This window comes from Curtobacterium sp. MCBA15_001 (genome assembly GCF_001864835.1).
Taxonomy (GTDB): domain Bacteria; phylum Actinomycetota; class Actinomycetes; order Actinomycetales; family Microbacteriaceae; genus Curtobacterium.
Genome location: NZ_MJGI01000022.1, coordinates 62,561 through 77,703, shown reverse-complemented (window position 1 = coordinate 77,703; position 15,143 = coordinate 62,561). Strand labels below are relative to the sequence as shown.

The 15,143-nt window shown below is 70.6% G+C and carries 19 protein-coding genes; 5 read left to right on the top strand and 14 right to left on the bottom strand.

The window, feature by feature from the left end; genetic code table 11:
• The first annotated feature begins 4 nt into the window (after nucleotides 1-4).
• Nucleotides 5-337, top strand: a complete 333-nt coding sequence (locus BIU90_RS08905; protein WP_368086273.1) for a multidrug efflux SMR transporter — start codon at nucleotides 5-7, stop codon at nucleotides 335-337.
• A gap of 71 nt (nucleotides 338-408) precedes the next feature.
• On the opposite strand, the gene BIU90_RS08900 is transcribed toward BIU90_RS08905, so the two are convergent.
• Complete coding sequence (locus BIU90_RS08900; protein WP_071299879.1) at nucleotides 409-1,548, bottom strand: CE1758 family FMN-dependent luciferase-like monooxygenase; 1,140 nt, start codon at nucleotides 1,546-1,548, stop codon at nucleotides 409-411.
• Nucleotides 1,549-1,781: 233 nt separating this feature from the next.
• Here BIU90_RS08900 and BIU90_RS08895 point away from each other — a divergent pair, with 233 nt between their 5' ends.
• Nucleotides 1,782-2,219, top strand: coding sequence for a hypothetical protein (locus tag BIU90_RS08895; protein WP_071299878.1), 438 nt, complete (start codon nucleotides 1,782-1,784; stop codon nucleotides 2,217-2,219).
• Between the two features lie 25 nt (nucleotides 2,220-2,244).
• Here the strand turns inward: BIU90_RS08895 and BIU90_RS08890 are convergent, their stop codons facing one another.
• A complete protein-coding gene (locus BIU90_RS08890; RefSeq protein ID WP_175470171.1) occupies nucleotides 2,245-3,048 on the bottom strand; it encodes a phosphatase PAP2 family protein in 804 nt (267 codons plus the stop codon).
• 379 nt (nucleotides 3,049-3,427) lie between these two features.
• Between BIU90_RS08890 and BIU90_RS18665 the strand changes: the two genes are divergently transcribed.
• A complete protein-coding gene (locus tag BIU90_RS18665) occupies nucleotides 3,428-3,874 on the top strand; it encodes a DUF4383 domain-containing protein (RefSeq protein WP_175470170.1) in 447 nt (148 codons plus the stop codon).
• Nucleotides 3,875-3,958: 84 nt separating this feature from the next.
• On the opposite strand, the gene BIU90_RS08880 is transcribed toward BIU90_RS18665, so the two are convergent.
• The 11 genes from BIU90_RS08880 to BIU90_RS08830 form a co-directional block, all read right to left on the bottom strand.
• Complete coding sequence (locus BIU90_RS08880) at nucleotides 3,959-5,260, bottom strand: ATP-dependent RecD-like DNA helicase (protein ID WP_071299875.1); 1,302 nt, start codon at nucleotides 5,258-5,260, stop codon at nucleotides 3,959-3,961.
• A complete protein-coding gene (locus BIU90_RS08875; RefSeq protein ID WP_071299874.1) occupies nucleotides 5,257-7,239 on the bottom strand; it encodes a cytochrome c oxidase assembly protein in 1,983 nt (660 codons plus the stop codon). The genes BIU90_RS08880 and BIU90_RS08875 overlap by 4 nt, the downstream gene beginning before the upstream one ends.
• Before the next feature lie 119 nt (nucleotides 7,240-7,358).
• Nucleotides 7,359-7,646 carry an HU family DNA-binding protein gene (locus BIU90_RS08870; protein WP_071299873.1) on the bottom strand — a complete coding sequence of 96 codons (288 nt, stop codon included), beginning with the start codon at nucleotides 7,644-7,646 and terminating at the stop codon, nucleotides 7,359-7,361.
• A gap of 319 nt (nucleotides 7,647-7,965) precedes the next feature.
• Nucleotides 7,966-8,271: a 30S ribosomal protein S14 gene (rpsN, locus tag BIU90_RS08865; RefSeq protein ID WP_071299872.1), complete on the bottom strand. Its 306-nt coding sequence runs from the start codon at nucleotides 8,269-8,271 to the stop codon at nucleotides 7,966-7,968.
• Between the two features lie 2 nt (nucleotides 8,272-8,273).
• Nucleotides 8,274-8,444 carry a 50S ribosomal protein L33 gene (rpmG, locus tag BIU90_RS08860; RefSeq protein ID WP_056123557.1) on the bottom strand — a complete coding sequence of 57 codons (171 nt, stop codon included), beginning with the start codon at nucleotides 8,442-8,444 and terminating at the stop codon, nucleotides 8,274-8,276.
• A complete protein-coding gene (gene rpmB / locus BIU90_RS08855) occupies nucleotides 8,444-8,680 on the bottom strand; it encodes a 50S ribosomal protein L28 (protein WP_071299871.1) in 237 nt (78 codons plus the stop codon). Before rpmB ends, rpmG begins: the two co-directional genes overlap by 1 nt.
• A 258-nt stretch (nucleotides 8,681-8,938) precedes the next feature.
• Nucleotides 8,939-9,385, bottom strand: coding sequence for a Fur family transcriptional regulator (locus tag BIU90_RS08850; protein ID WP_071299870.1), 447 nt, complete (start codon nucleotides 9,383-9,385; stop codon nucleotides 8,939-8,941).
• The gene (locus tag BIU90_RS08845; protein ID WP_071299869.1) at nucleotides 9,382-10,275 is read right to left on the bottom strand and encodes a metal ABC transporter permease; all 894 of its coding nucleotides are present in this window, start codon (nucleotides 10,273-10,275) and stop codon (nucleotides 9,382-9,384) included. Before BIU90_RS08845 ends, BIU90_RS08850 begins: the two co-directional genes overlap by 4 nt.
• Nucleotides 10,275-11,156, bottom strand: a complete 882-nt coding sequence (locus tag BIU90_RS08840) for a metal ABC transporter ATP-binding protein (RefSeq protein ID WP_071299868.1) — start codon at nucleotides 11,154-11,156, stop codon at nucleotides 10,275-10,277. Before BIU90_RS08840 ends, BIU90_RS08845 begins: the two co-directional genes overlap by 1 nt.
• A complete protein-coding gene (locus BIU90_RS08835) occupies nucleotides 11,153-12,064 on the bottom strand; it encodes a metal ABC transporter solute-binding protein, Zn/Mn family (RefSeq protein WP_071299867.1) in 912 nt (303 codons plus the stop codon). The genes BIU90_RS08840 and BIU90_RS08835 overlap by 4 nt, the downstream gene beginning before the upstream one ends.
• Nucleotides 12,065-12,178: 114 nt before the next feature.
• A complete protein-coding gene (locus tag BIU90_RS08830) occupies nucleotides 12,179-13,447 on the bottom strand; it encodes a PTS transporter subunit EIIC (RefSeq protein ID WP_071299866.1) in 1,269 nt (422 codons plus the stop codon).
• Between the two features lie 178 nt (nucleotides 13,448-13,625).
• Between BIU90_RS08830 and BIU90_RS08825 the strand changes: the two genes are divergently transcribed.
• Nucleotides 13,626-13,862 carry a PTS transporter subunit EIIB gene (locus BIU90_RS08825; protein ID WP_071299865.1) on the top strand — a complete coding sequence of 79 codons (237 nt, stop codon included), beginning with the start codon at nucleotides 13,626-13,628 and terminating at the stop codon, nucleotides 13,860-13,862.
• On the top strand, nucleotides 13,859-14,311 hold the full coding sequence (locus BIU90_RS08820; RefSeq protein ID WP_071299864.1) for a PTS glucose transporter subunit IIA: 453 nt from the start codon (nucleotides 13,859-13,861) through the stop codon (nucleotides 14,309-14,311). Before BIU90_RS08825 ends, BIU90_RS08820 begins: the two co-directional genes overlap by 4 nt.
• 97 nt (nucleotides 14,312-14,408) lie before the next feature.
• On the opposite strand, the gene BIU90_RS08815 is transcribed toward BIU90_RS08820, so the two are convergent.
• Nucleotides 14,409-15,143 (bottom strand): GntR family transcriptional regulator, encoded by a 735-nt coding sequence (locus BIU90_RS08815; protein ID WP_071299863.1) that lies wholly within the window; start codon nucleotides 15,141-15,143, stop codon nucleotides 14,409-14,411.

Genomic DNA, 15,143 nt, shown 5'->3' with positions numbered 1-15,143 from the left:
CTGGGTGGTGCTGTTCGTCAGCGCGGCGCTCGAGACGGTCTGGGCGACGGCGCTCGGCGAGAGCCAGGGGTTCTCGCGCCTGCAGCCGACGCTGGTCTTCGCGGCGACGATCGTCGTCAGCCTGGGTGCGTTCGGCTACGTGCTCCGGCACATCCCGATCAGCACGGCCTACGCCGTCTGGACCGGCACGGGTGCGGCACTGACCGTGCTGTGGGGCATGGCCACGGGGGCGGAGCCCGTCACGGTCCTCCGCCTGCTCTTCATCGCCGGGATCGTCGGGTGCGTGGTCGGCCTGAAGCTGCTGCCCGCCAAGCCCGCTGCGCCCCGCCGGCCCTGAACGCACGTCGGGACGGACGGGAGGCCCGGTGCCAGCTGGCACCGGGCCTCCTGTCCGTCAGCTGGTGCGGATCAGACCGACGCGCCCGTGAACGCGTCCACCGCGGCGACGTGGTCGCTGCCGACCGCACCCGCGGCGCGGGCGGCGGCCACGCGCTCGGCGTGCGTCGGCGGGTTCGCCGGCACGTGCGCCGGGCGACCCTCCTCGTTGATCTTCCGGAGCTCGGGGACGATGTCCTCGGCCAGGATGTCGATCTGCTCGAGCACCGTCTTGAGCGGGAGCCCGGCGTGGTCGACCAGGAACAGCTGGCGCTGGTAGTGCCCGACGTGGTCCTTCATCGTCGCGTAGCGGTCGATGACCTCCTGCGGCGAGCCGACCGTCAGCGGGGTCTGCTCGGTGAAGTCCTCCATCGACGGGCCGTGGCCGTAGACCGGGGCGTTGTCGAAGTACGGGCGGAACTCGGCCTTGGCGGCCTGCGAGTTCTTGCGGGCGAAGAACTGCCCGCCGAGCCCGACGATCGCCTGGTCGGCGCTGCCGTGCCCGTGGTGCTCGTACCGCTGGCGGTACAGCGCGACCATCTGCTCGGTGTGCTGGATCGGCCAGAAGATGTTGTTGTGCAGGAACCCGTCGCCGTAGTACGCCGCCTGCTCCGCGATCTCCGGCGTGCGGATCGAGCCGTGCCAGACGAACGGCGCGACTCCGTCGAGCGGGCGCGGCGTCGACGTGAAGCCCTGCAGCGGCGTGCGGAAGCGGCCCTGCCAGTCCACGACGTCGTTCTCCCACAGCTGGCGGACCAGCGCGTAGTGCTCGATCGCCAGGTTCACGCCCTGCCGGATGTCCTGCCCGAACCACGGGTAGACCGGGCCGGTGTTGCCGCGGCCCATCATCAGGTCCATGCGGCCGTCGGAGATGACCTGGAGCATCGCGTACTCCTCGGCGATCCGCACCGGGTCGTTCGTGGTGATGAGGGTGGTGGACGTGGACAGCGTGATGTGCTTCGTCCGACCGGCCAGGTAGCCGAGCATCGTCGTCGGGCTCGAGGCCACGAACGGCGGGTTGTGGTGCTCTCCCGTGGCGAACACGTCGAGGCCGGCCTGGTCGGCGTGCTCGGCGATCGTCAGGATGTCGCGCACACGCTGGGTGTCGTCCGGCGTGGTGCCCGTCGTGGGGTCGGTCGTGACGTCACTGACCGTGAAGATCCCGAACTGCATGGTGGTCGCCTCCTGCGGCTCCGGTCCCGCATCCGCGGGACGATGTTCTATGCGTTTGCATCGAACTGACGGGTACAACGTAGCGCACGCCGGTGCATTCCCGCCAGGCCGCCCAGGCGCCGTGTCCCCTGGTTGGGTGCCACTCCGCGACGATTGACAGCACCCGCGGCCGGGTAGCGTCGAGAGCACGCCCTCACCAGGCGTCTCGATCAGGACCCCACGGAGGTGTCAGCGTGACCACGATCACCTCGACCGCACGGCTCGTCGACGACGAGTGGGTGGTCCGCTGCGAGGACTACCCCGCCATCGAGCACCACGGGTCGTGGCTCGACGAGGTGGTCGTGCAGCACCGCAGCATGGTGCACGAGTTCGTCGGCGTCGACCCCTGCATCGAGTACCGGTTCGGGGACGCCGACATGATGGCGCGGATGGACACCGTCCGCGCAGCCGCGACCCGGGCCCGGGAGCTCCGCGACGCAGCCCGCGCGGTCGAGGAGTCGGTCGCCGCTGAGCGGGACCGGCTGGTGGCGGAACTGTCGGACCTGCACGTGGCACCGTCGGAGATCGCGGTCGTGCTCGGGGTGCCCGTCCGGTCCGTGCGGCACGACGCCGGCGCGGACGAAGAGGCCCGTATCGCCCGCCGGATCCTGCGGTCACTGCACGCGGTGTGACGCGCATCGGCGCAGCGGCCCGTGTCTAGACCGGGGTCGGCGTGCCCCGGGTGTCCGTCGTCGCGTCGACGTGGTGCATGCCGTCGGCGAGCCACACGACGGTGACCACGAGCAGCACGCTCGTCGACGACGCCATCCGGCCCGCCACGAGCAGCGCGTCGTGGTCGTGCCCCGCCCCGCTCGCCAGCGCCACGACGACGGCCGCGATCCCCACCGCCGCGGTCACCCCGACCGAGACGGCCAGGACCGCCGTGACGACGCGGCGCGGACCACGACGTCCGTCCCGGTCGCCGCGCTCCCCCCGGTCGACCCGGGGGCCGACGGCGCGGACGATGCCGAGCCAGAAGAGCGCAACGGCGCAGGCACCGACGATGTCGCTCACGCGGTGCCAGCCGTAGACCACGGTCTGGTTCGCCACGAAGACGGCGTAGGCCGCGCCGATGAGCAGGACGAGCGGACGGAAGCGGCGCGGCGTGACCATGAGGACCGCGAACAACGCCGCGAGCGCGATCGTGGCGTGCCCGGACGGGAACGAGTTCGGCGTCGTGGACTGGGCGATCTCCGGGCGCACGGCGATACGCTTGACAAGGGTCGACGTGCCCGCGGACGCGAGCACCACGAGCCCCGCCGCCAGGCCCACGGCGAGCCGCCTCCGGGCGAGCGCCACGGCGGCGATCACGACCACGAGCAGCAGGACCACCGGGACCGAGATGACGTTCAGGGCGGTGTCCGACCCGAACAGGTCGGTCTCACGGACGCCACCCAGTGCGGAGTCCTCGACCCGTTGACCGACCGGCGTCAGCACGGCGACGGCGTACACGAGAGGCACGATCACGAACCCCACACCGGCCAGCACCCCCCACCGCAGCCGACGCGACACGCTCGGCCCGCGGGCAGCTCGCGACGGCGGCGCACTGCGATCTGGTGTGCGGGTCACAGGCGTCCTCCTCCTCGGTGTGGTCATCGCCGGGCTCGTCGTGCGCGTGGTGACGAGCCTCCGATTGGGCCGGTCGGGCCGGGACACGATACCGTTGGCACGCCGGTCGGACGCTGGGAACCAGGCGCGAACGGGCTCCGTCGCACCGGGCACCGCAGGGGCACCGGCGGCCCCGTCGCGGGGTGCGTCCACGCGGACCGCACCGGCGACCACGCAGTCGTACCGCACGGCAGCACCGTCGGCCCTGGTGGCACGAGAAGAGGAGACCGAAGTGGCAGTCAAGGAACCGAGCATCATCGCCTCGCCGAACCGTGGGCTCGCGCTGACGGCCGGCACGCTCCTGGCGATCTGGGGCGTCCTGGGCTTCTTCTTCGCGGGCGAGCACGGCGCTGCCTTCTTCGGCGACAAGGGTGGGCTGCTCTGGAACGCCTTCCTGGTGAACCCCGCCTCGACGATGATCTGGGTCCTGCTGGCAGCGCTGCTGTTCATCGTCGGGCTCGGCAACACGGTCGGGTCGCGCAACGCCAACCTGGTCGTCGGCGTCGTCCTCGTGGTGCTGGCGGTCTACGGCTTCGTGTTCATGAACACCTCGGCCAACGTCTTCGCGATGAACACCGCCGACAACGTCTTCAACGCGATCGTCGGTGTCGTGCTGGTGCTCACCGCGCTCGGCGCCGACAAGCAGAACATCGCGGCCCTCAAGGCCGCGCGCGGCTGAGTCGCACCGCGCTCCACGACGCCCGTCTGCCGCTCCGGCAGGCGGGCGTCGCCGCGTCCCCGCGTCCCCGCGTCCCCGCGTCCGTCAGCTGTCGTGCTTCGGGGCCTCGAGCTGGGTCGCGACCACCCGCGGTGCCTCGGACATGAAGCGGCGGACGTCGAGGTCCACGATGATGTCGGACGGGCGGAGCGGCCGCGTCAGGTAGAGCCCGTCGAGTGAGGTCAGCCGCGACAGCGCCACGTACGTCTGCCCGGCGCTGAACACCCGGTTGCCCAGGTCGATGACCGCTCGGTCGTAGGTGCTGCCCTGCGACTTGTGGATCGTCACTGCCCAGGCAAGGCGCAGCGGGAACTGCTGGAACTCCCCCACGGTGTCCTTCTTGAGTTCCTTCTTGTCGGCGTCGTAGGAGTACTTGAACTTCTCCCACACCGACGGCTGGACCTCGAAGGACTCCCCGTCCACGTCGACCCACACGGTGTCGCGGATGGTCTGCACGACGCCGAGCGTGCCGTTCACCCAGCGCTGGTCGGGGTCGTTGCGCAGGAACATCACGTGCGCGCCGGGCTTGAGCTCGAGGGCTTCGTCCGCCGGGAAGTTCCGCCCGCCGAAGTCGCCGTTGACGTCCGCACGGGCGGTCCGGAGCTTGCCGGGCAGTCGTTCGAGCGCCGCCTTGTTGATGCGGGCGACCGTGTCGTTGCGCGTGGCCAGGGTGATGGCGTCGTCCGGGGCGGGACGCGCGCCGGCCTCGTTCAGGCGGGTCGCGATGTCCGCGGTCACCCGCCCGTGGCGCACCGCGGTGAGCATGGCGGCGAAGGCGTCGTCGCGCTGGCGGTGGACCGTGGCGAGTTCGATGATGTTGAGCTCGGCTTCGAGCCAGACCTTGGCGTCGAAGAACCACAGCGACCGGTAGTGGTCGGTGAAGTAGGCGCGCTCGTCCCCGTCGCCCGGGACCGGCGGCAACTGGTACGGATCGCCGAACATGACCACCTGCACCCCGCCGAACGCCTCGAACTGGCGGCCCCGGGCCTTGCGGAGTGACCGGTCCATCGCGTCGAGCAGGTCGGCGTTCACCATCGAGACCTCGTCGATGACGAGCGTGTCCATGGTGTTGAGCAGCTTGCGGGTCTCGGGGCCCTGGCGGAGCTCGGCGTCGGCGATGAGCCCGATCGGCAGCCGGAACAGCGAGTGGATGGTCTGCCCGCCGACGTTCAGCGCGGCGACACCGGTCGGCGCGCAGATGACGACCTGCTTCTCGGTGTGCCACGACAGGTGGTTCAGCAGCGTGGACTTCCCCGTCCCGGCGCGCCCGGTGATGAAAACGTGGTCACGGGTGGACTCGATGTACTCGAAGACGGCGCGCTGCTCGGCGCTCAGCTCGACGCTCACGGTGTGCTCCGGTCGGCGCCGACGACGGGGCTGACGTCGGCTCCGCCGCCGGGGCCGACGACGGAGCCGCGCTCGGGGCCGCTGTCGCCGCGCGCCGCGCGGTCGCGCTGCACGCGAACGGCTCCGACGGCGACCACGCTCACGAGCAGCAGCACGCCCGCGACGACGAGCACGACGCCTGCACGCGCCTGGTCCGTCACCGGGTAAGGCCCCCAGGTGCGTCCCATCGCGCCGAACCACGATGCCTGCAGGAGCCCGAGCGCGCCCTGCATCGCGACGCCGAGCGACACCATGCCAGCGGCGACCACCGCGGCACCGACGACCCGGACCAGGAACGCGGACCGCGAGGCCGCCCGGGCGGCCGCGGCGACGGGGGTGAGGAGCGTCGGCAGTGCGAGCACGCCGACCAGCAGGAACAGGACGTCCACCAGGGTCCGACCGATCGGGTCCCCCGCCGACCAGCGCACGGCCTGGGTGCCGTAGAAGGCCCACCAGATGCCCGCCAGCAGCAGGAACGCCGGGAAGGGCTGCACCAGGTACCGGACGGTGGGGTTGTCGACGAGCAGCCCCGTCCACTCGCGCACGCCGGTGCTGTCGTCGGTGCGAGGGTGCACCGCGGCACGGATGAGCCGCACGGGCGCGGCCGCCCAGGCGAGCGCCGGGACGACGACGCCGAGCAGCACGTGCGCACCGACGTTCGCGGACATCAGGAAGCGGTCGTAGGTGTGGAGCGCCCCCGAGGTGGCGACGGCCAGGCAGACGACCGCGACCGCGGCGGCGACGACCCGGTGCCATGGCCAGGAGGTCCCCTGGCGTCGGAGTCGCACGAGGCCGGCGATGTAGGTCGCGGCGAGCAGCACCGCGAGCATGAGCCAGACCAGGTCGAGGTTCCACTGGGTCAGCCATCCCCACGCCCCGGGCGCTGCGGGGAGCGGGTCGTCGGTGAGGATCTCAGCTGGCGAGGGGTCGCTCGTCTTGCTCGGGGCGATCTGGTCGATGGGGGTGGCGGTCCGCCCGAGTGCGGCGGCGAACCCGGAGGCGACACCCATCACCGCGAGCTCCACGACGACGAGCGTCCAGAAGGGGCGAGCCCGCTGCGGGGTCGCCGTCAGCGCGGTGATCGTGCGACGACGGTGCAGGACGCCGAGGACACCGAGCGCGACGATGGCCGCGGTCTTCACCAGGACGAGCACGCCGTAGGGGGTGGACAGGTTCGAGAAGGCCCCGACACGGATCTGTGCGGACGCGACCCCGGACACCGCGACCAGGACGAAGCACCCGAGGGCGATGCTGGAGTACCGCGCGACCACGGCTCCGAGCCGTTCGGCGGGCACCACGGACCGGATCAGCGTCAGCAGCAGCAGTCCGCCGACCCAGAGTGCGGCGCCGACCAGGTGCAGGCCGAGCGCCGTCACCGCGGCATCGTGGCTGGCCGTGCCCGCGGCGTGCCCCTGCTGTGCGAGCGGGACCAGCCCGACCATCGCGACGCCGGCAGTCAGGGCGACCATGCCGCGGCCACGCACCGCGAAGCAGAGCACCGTGACGGCCGCGGCGATGAGCACGGTGACGAGCCACGCGAGCCCGAGGTCGGTCCCGGTGAGGAACACCCCCATGGACTGGCCGAACTGCTCGTCGAGGCTGATCCGCGAGCCGGCGACGCTGAGGAACGTGAAGAAGGTGGCGACGGCGGAGCCGACCGTCCAGACGCCCGCCGACGCTGCGGCGACGTCGATCGCGCGGTTCCACTCCGGCGCGGAGCGGGACAGGCCGACGGTCGCCAGGGCGAGTCCGCCGATCGTGGCGGCGGCCGCCAGGTCGACGACGACCCGGGCGATCGGCAACCCGAAGCGGACCGCGATGCCGGGGTCGGCGATGAGCGCCGCGTCGGCACCCCCACCGATGACCAGGGCCAGCAGGAGCGACACGAACGCGACGAGGACCAGGACGGCTGGCCCGGCGATGCGCGCGATCCGGTTCACCCGTCAAGCCTAGGCGCTGCCCGTTACCGCTCGGCACCGACGCCGCGGACCTGTGGAGGGCGGAGTGGGAACGACGAAGGGGACGGCGCGTGCCGTCCCCTTCGTGCAGTGCAACAGTCCTACTTGACCGCGGCCTTGAGCTTCGAGCCGGCGCTGACCTTGACCGAGTCGCTCGCGGCGATCTCGATGGCCTCACCCGTCTGCGGGTTGCGGCCGGTGCGGGCGGCGCGGTGCGTCTTCTCGAAGGCGATCCAGCCGGGGATCGTGACCTTCGTGCCGTCGGCGACGGAGCCCGAGACGACGCTGAACAGCGCGTCGACGACGCCGTTGACGGTGGCCTGGCTCTGGCCGGACTCCTGCGCGACGGCAGCGACGAGCTCGGTGCGGTTCAGTGACTTGTCAGCCATTGGATGTCCTCCTCGGACTTCTTGCGTATCGGTCGGACGCACGTGACGTCCGTTGCCCTGGGCGGGTGCCCCGAGCGTGGATCCACAGACCCTGAAGCCCTGCGGAACCGGAGTTGAACCTACCAGCCGGTCCGGGTGAACACCGCCGACTCGCCCGGATTTCCGGGGTTGTCGCGGGATCAACGAGGCTGGTGGGACGCATGTGACGAAGATGTCCCCCGATCGAACCGGGATCGGACCGTGCGTCCAGGAACAGCCCCGGGACGCACGAACGCCCCGCCACCGGTGAGGGTGACGGGGCGTTCGACGTGGTGCGTGCTTACCAGGAGCTCTTCGTGATGCCCGGCAGCTCGCCACGGTGGGCCATGTCGCGGAAGCGGACACGGCTGATGCCGAACTCACCGAGGTGGCCACGGGGGCGGCCGTCGATGGCGTCGCGGTTGCGGTAGCGGATCGGCGAGGCGTCGCGGGGGAGCTTCTGCAGCCCCACGCGAGCGGCCTCACGCGACTCGTCGGTGCCGTTCGGGTCCACGAGGGCCTTCTTCAGCTCGAGACGACGGTCGGCGTAGCGCGCGATGATCTCGGCGCGCTGGTTGTTCTTCGCGATCTTGCTCTTCTTCGCCATGCTTAGCGCTCCTCACGGAAGTCGACGTGCTTGCGGACCACCGGGTCGTACTTCTTCAGCACGAGACGGTCCGGGTTGTTGCGACGGTTCTTCTTGGTCACGTAGGTGAACCCGGTGCCCGCCGTGGAGCGGAGCTTGATGATCGGACGAACGTCCTGACCCTTCTTGGCCATCAGATCTTCTCCCCACGGGCGAGGAGGTCCTTGACGACGGACTCGATGCCGCGTGCGTCGATGACCTTGATGCCCTTCGCGCTCAGCGTGAGCGAGACGTTCCGACGAAGCGACGGCACGTAGTACGTCTTCTTCTGCACGTTCGGGTCGAAGCGACGCTTCGTCCGGCGGTGCGAGTGCGAGATGTTGTGTCCGAAGCCGGGGGTGGCTCCGGTCACCTGGCACACTGCTGCCATGGTTTCCTCCTGATGATTACCGTGCGACCAGATCGGTCGCACCCAAGGTCACTTGCCTGGCACACACGCGCACGACCACCAGACGGCGGGATGCGAGGGGGGTGTGTGTGCCGCCCGTCCGGTCCGCGGCGTTCGCGACGGTCGGAGGGCTGAACAACGGGTCCACGCGGGCGCGGACCAGCGGCCAACGATACCCGAAGGCCGGGCGTGTCGCAATTCCCGGCCTGGAGGCCCGGCTCGGCCCCGCCCCGCTGCTCGCTACGTCCGGGTGCGCGACGCCGTGCAGGCCGCGCACTCGCCGAAGATGTCCACGACGTGGCTGGCGTTCGTGAACCCGTGCTCGGCGGCGACCTGCTGGGCCCAGCGCTCGACGGGGTCCGCCTGGATCTCGACCGTGCGACCACAGGTCCGGCAGATCAGGTGGTGGTGGTGCTTGTCCGTCGTGCAGGCACGGTAGAGCGACTCACCGTCCTGCTGCAGCGAGTCGGCGTCGCCGTCGTTCGCCAGGTCGGCGAGCGCACGGTAGACGGTGGCCAGGCCGATGGTCGAGCCGCCGTCGCGCAGGTGCGCGTGCAGGGCCTGGGCACTGACGAACCCCTCGGTCGCGTCGAGCGCCCCGCGGACGGCTTCGCGCTGCCACGTGTTGCGCTTGGGCTTCGCGGCAGCGGGCTTCTGGACGGCGGCGGGCTCGTTCACGGCGTTCATGCGGCGACCTCCTGCGGTGCGGCCTGGTGCTCGCGGACGGCGACCCGGTCCCGCCCCCGACGTTCCCGGCGTGCTCCGACGACCCGGCACACCACCCAGATGACGAACGAGATCGTCGTGACGTACGGACTGATCGGCAGCCCGCCCCCGAGCGCCAGCAGGATTCCGCCGACGACCGACACGACCGCGAAGACCATCGACAGCACCGGCACCAGCACGGGGTGGACCGTCAGCCGGAGCGCCGCCGCTGCCGGCGTCACGAGCAGCGAGAGCACCAGCAGAGCCCCGACGATCTGCACCGAGACGGCGGTCGCGAGCCCGAGCGCGAGCATGAACACCAGCGCGAGCGTCCGCACCGGCACCCCGGCTGCGGCGGCCACGTCGGGGTCGACGGACGCGAACATCAGCGGACGCCAGATGACCACCAGGATGACGACCACGACGGCGCTGATCGCGATCAGGAACGTCAGCTGCGGGTTGTCGACGGAGACGATCTGCCCGGTCAGCAGGCCGAACTTGTTGGCTGCCCGGCCCTTGTAGAGCGCCAGGCACAGGATGCCGAGGCCCAGGCCGAACGGCATCAGCACGGCGATGATCGAGTTGCGGTCGCGGGCCCGTGAGCCGAGCAGCCCGATGAGCAGCGCCGCGATCACCGACCCGACCAACGACCCGGTGACGACGTTCACCCCGAGCAGCAGCGAGGCACTGGCGCCGGCGAAGGAGAGCTCACTGATCCCGTGCACCGCGAACGGCATGTTCCGGGCGACGACGAACGGCCCGACCAGACCGCCGACGATGCCGAGCACCGCGCCGGCCCAGATCGAGTTCTGCACCAGGGCGACGAGCTCGGGCCAGTCCTGGAACGAGAAGACCGTGGACCAGACGTCCATCAGAGCCGCCCTTCGTCGGGACCCGGCGTGTGCGGGTCCGCCTCGCAGTGGTGGTGCTCGCCCGCGGACTCCGAGCCGCCGACGATCACGATGCGGCCCATGGTCCGGACGACGTCGACCGGGGTGCCGTACAGGTCGGAGAGGACGTCGGCACGCAGGACCTCGTCCGGCGAGCCGATCCGGAACCGCCCGCCGGCGATGTACAGGACCCGGTCGACGACGTCGAGGATCGGGTTGACGTCGTGCGTGACGAACAGCACGGCCGCGCCCTGCTGCCGACGCTGCCGGTCGATGAGCTCCGTGACGCCGCGCTGGTGCCGCAGGTCGAGCGAGATGAGGGGTTCGTCGCAGAGCAGGAGAGCAGGGTCGGCCGCGATGGCCTGTCCCACCCGAGTGCGCTGCTGCTCACCGCCGGACAGCTCGGCGACCGGGGCGTCCGCGAACGCCGTGGCGCCGACCTCGTCGATGATCCGGTCGATGCGCTCGCGTTCGGCGGCGCGCTCGGGCCGGATGCCCCAGCGGTGCCCGGTCACGCCCTGCGCGATCATGTCGCGGGCGCGGAGCGGGGTGCCGGACTCCATCAGCCGCTGCTGCGGGACGTAGCCGATCCGGCGGTGTCCGCGACGGACGGGCTGCCCGAGGAACGTCATCGAGCCGCTGGTCAGCCTCTGCTGGCCGAGCACGGTCCGCAGCAGTGAGGTCTTGCCGGCACCGTTCGGTCCGAGCACGGCCAGGAACTCCCCCGGCGCGACGTCGAGGTCGAGGCCGTCCCAGAGCCGGCGCGTGCCGTACGCCAGACCGGCGTCACGCAGTGCGAGCACGGCGGAACCGCCGCTGCCCGGGGCAGCGGCGGTCCGCGTCTGGTCCTGGACGGTGGTCACTTCGCCAGTGCCGCCTTCACCGCGTCGATGTTCGCCTGCTGCCACGAGACGTAATCCTCCCCCTTCGGGAGCGTCTCCGTGACACCGACCACCGGGATGCCTGCCTGGTCGGCCGCCTTCTTGACCTGTTCGGTCTCCGGGCTCGAGGTCTGCTCGTTGTACGCCAGCAGCTTCGCGGTGTGCCCGGAGAAGAGCTTGATCGTGTCGTTGAGCGCGGCCGGCGGGACGTCGTTGCCCTCCTCGATCGCCTCGGAGAAGGCCTCGGGCGTCACGTTCTCCAGACCCATCGCGTCGAACAGGTACCCCGGCACCGGCTCGGTGTAGGCCACCTTCGTGCCCGCGTCGGACTGCTTGGCCGCATCGGTCTGCGACTCGAGGTCCTGGAGCTTCGTGGTCAGGGCCTTGGCGTTCGCGCGGAAGGTGTCCGCGTCCTTGCTGTCGAGCGTGGCGAGGCGGTCCGTCACGTCACCGACGAGCTTCACCATCGTCGGGTAGCTGTAGAACACGTGCTCGTTGAACTCGGAGTCGCCCGCCTTGTCGAGCCCGGACAGCTTGACGACGTTGATCGTGTCGGCCTTGGTGCCCGAGGACTTCGACAGCGTGGTCATGAAGTCGTCGTACCCGCCGCCGTTCTCGATGAGCAGGTCGGCCTTCGAGACGGCGAGCTGGGTCTGCGCGCTCGACTCGAACGAGTGCGGGTCCTGCGAGGGGTCGTCGAGGATGCTCGTGACGCTGACGTGCTCGCCGCCGATCGACTGGACGATCGAGCCGTACACGTTGGTCGAGGCGACGACCGCGACCTTCCCGCCACTGTCGGCAGACGACGCGGACGAGGTCGCGCAGCCCGTCAGGGCGAGCGCGGCGGCGCCGACGACGAGGGGCAGGGCGAGGAGGCGACGGTTCTGCATGTCGACGACGCTAGCGCTAGTTGATAACGGTTGTCAAAATCACGACGAGAGTGGTGACAGACGGGAGGCGCGGTGCCAGCTGGCACCGCGCCTCCAGACCGTGGACGGTCGCGACTACGCCTTGGTGGCCGCGTCGATCGTGTTCTCGGCGATCGTGTCCTCCTCGCGGCCGGGGGTCCGCAGGTTCCACTTCTTGATGACGAAGCTGAACAGGAAGTAGTAGACGACCGCGTAGCCGAGGCCGATCGGGATGAGCCAGATCGCCCCGTCCGCTTTGCCGAAGTTGAGCACGTAGTCGATCGCGCCAGCGGAGAACGAGAAGCCGTCGTGGATGCCGAGGGCGTTGACCAGCGCCAGCGAGGTGCCCGTCAGCAGGGCGTGGATGACGTAGAGCGGGAACGCCACGAACATGAACGAGTACTCGAGCGGTTCGGTGATGCCCGTCACGAAGGACGTCAGGGCAGCGGAGAGCATGATGCCGCCGACGAGCTTGCGGTTCTGCGGCTTGGCGTTGCGCCAGATCGCCAGGGCACCGGCGGGCAGGGCGAACATCATGATCGGGAAGAAGCCGGTCTGGAAGATGCCGGCACTCGGGTCGCCCGCCAGGAAGCGCGGGATGTCGCCGTGGACGACGTCGCCTGCGGCGTTGGTGAAGCTGCCGAGCTGGAACCACGGGAAGAAGTTGAGCAGCTGGTGCAGGCCGACCGGGATGAGCATGCGGTTGACGAACCCGAAGATCCCGCCGCCGATCACGGCGTTGTCGGCGACGGCCTGGCCGGCGGCGGACAGCGCGATGTCGAAGTAGCGGTAGACGAAGGACATCAGCACGGCGATGACCAGCGCGGCGGCGGCGGTCAGGATCGGCACGAGACGGCGGCCCGAGAAGAAGCCGAGGAAGTCGGGCATCTTCGTGCGGTGGAACCGCTGCCACAGGACCGCGGAGACGAGCCCCATCACGATGCCGCCGAGCACGCCGAAGTTGATCGTGGCCTGGTCGCCGTTCGCGTCCTTGACGCCGGCGAGCACGATCGGCGACATGGCGGCGAAGACCTGGTACATGACCATGTAGCCGACGACCGCGGCGAGCGCCGTCGTGCCGTCCGACTTCTTCGCCCAGCCGATCGCGATGCCCACCGCGAAGAGCAGTGGCAGCCAGGTGAAGACACCGTTGCCCGCGGCCGCGATGATCGTGGCGCCCTGCTCGAAGCCGGGGATGGCACCGAGCATGTCGGACTGGCCGAGGCGGAGCAGGATGCCGGCGGCCGGCATGACCGCGATCGGCAGCAGCAGACTCCGGCCGAGCCGCTGCGCGTTGGCGAAGAGCTTGCTCTGCTTCTTCGGCGTCTTCTTCTCCGGCGCATCCGTGGTGGCAGCAGTGCTCATCGGAGGTCCTCTCGTCATCGGGTGGAGCTGTCGGGGTGAGTTGAGTCGTGCGGGCGGCGCAGGTAACCTCGGCGGTGTCGCCAGGTCCGGTCCTGTCCGGTCATGACCAGTCCGTAGTCTCCGTGACGACGGCAAGCATGTCAACCTGAGCGATCACCCTTAACGAGGAGGAAACACGATGGCCGACATCAAGGCAGCCGACATCATCGCCGCACTCGGTGGCGCCGCCAACATCGAAGAGGTCGAGGGCTGCATCACGCGCCTCCGCGTCGAGGTGGAGGACGGCGACCTGGTGGACAAGGACGCGCTGAAGACGGCGGGCGCCCAGGCCGTCGTCGGTGGCGGCACCGGCTGGCAGGTCATCGTCGGCCCGGTCGCCGACAACCTCGCGCAGGACATCCAGGACGAACTGTGACGGCGGTCCGCACGCCGTTCGCCGGTCCGGTCGTCGCACTGGCCGACGTGCCGGACCCGGTGTTCGCCGAGCAGCTCGTGGGCGCCGGGGTCGCGGTCGACCCGACCGGTGTCGCGGGCTCCGTGACCGCGGTGGCCCCGGTCGACGGCACCATCGTCAAGCTGCACCCGCACGCGTTCGCGCTGCAGGGTGCGGCGGGGACGGACGTGCTCGTGCACGTCGGCATCGACACGGTGAAGATGGCGGGCGCCGGCTTCGAGCTGCTCGCCGCCGAGGGTGACCCCGTCAACGCCGGAGACCCCGTCGTCCGGTTCACCCCGGCGACCATCACCGAGGCCGGGTACTCGCCCGTCTGCCCGGTCGTGGTGCTCGGGTCTGCGCCGGACTCGGTCGCGCAGGACACGGTCGGCTCGACCCTGGCCGACGGGGACACGCTCTACACGGTGTGACGCCGGCCCCGCCGTCGCACATCCCCTCGCGAAAGCGACAGTTCTCCGCCGACGTCCCGCGGCGAACTGTCGCTTTCGCGGGTGCGGCGGCACGGCGCTACGCGACGGCGCGGGTCGCCGTGACCTCCATCTGCACGCGGTAGCGGTCCGAGCGGTACCAGGACATCGCGTGCTCGACGGGCCGGTCCCCCGAGTACGACACCCGGTCGAACTCGAGCACGGGAGCGCCCGTCTTCGTGCCGAGCAGCGTCGCGACGTCGTCGGCCGCGGGCTTGGCGGCGACGGTCTGCTGCGCCCGGTCGATGGGCATGCCGTACACGTTCGCCACGATCGAGTACACCGACCCGGACAGGTCCTGGTCGAGCAGCCCGGGGAACACGTCCGCGACGAGCCACGCGTCGTCGATCGAGACCGGCGCCCCGTCGGCCATGCGCAGCCGCTTCAGGTGGATCGCCGTGTCCGTCTCCCCCAGCCGCAGCGCCGCGGCCGTGTCGGGCGGCGGGATGCGTTCCTCGCGCACCAGGACGACCGTGGTCGGCACGTGACCCATCGCACGCATCTCCTCGGTGAACGACGCCAGGTGCAGGGTCGACTGGACCGGGCGGTGCGCGACGAAGGTACCCTTGCCGCGGACGCGCTCCAGGTAGCCCTCGTTCACGAGCTGCCCCAGGGCCTCGCGCACGGTGATCCGTGAGACGCCGTACTCCGCGATGAGCTGGCGTTCGGACGGGATCGCCGCTCCGGGAGCCAGCCGCACGGTCGCCAGGTCGAGCAGGATCCGACGCAGCTGCTGGTGCTTCGGCTCGGCGCCTTCGGTGATGCGGCTCGTCAT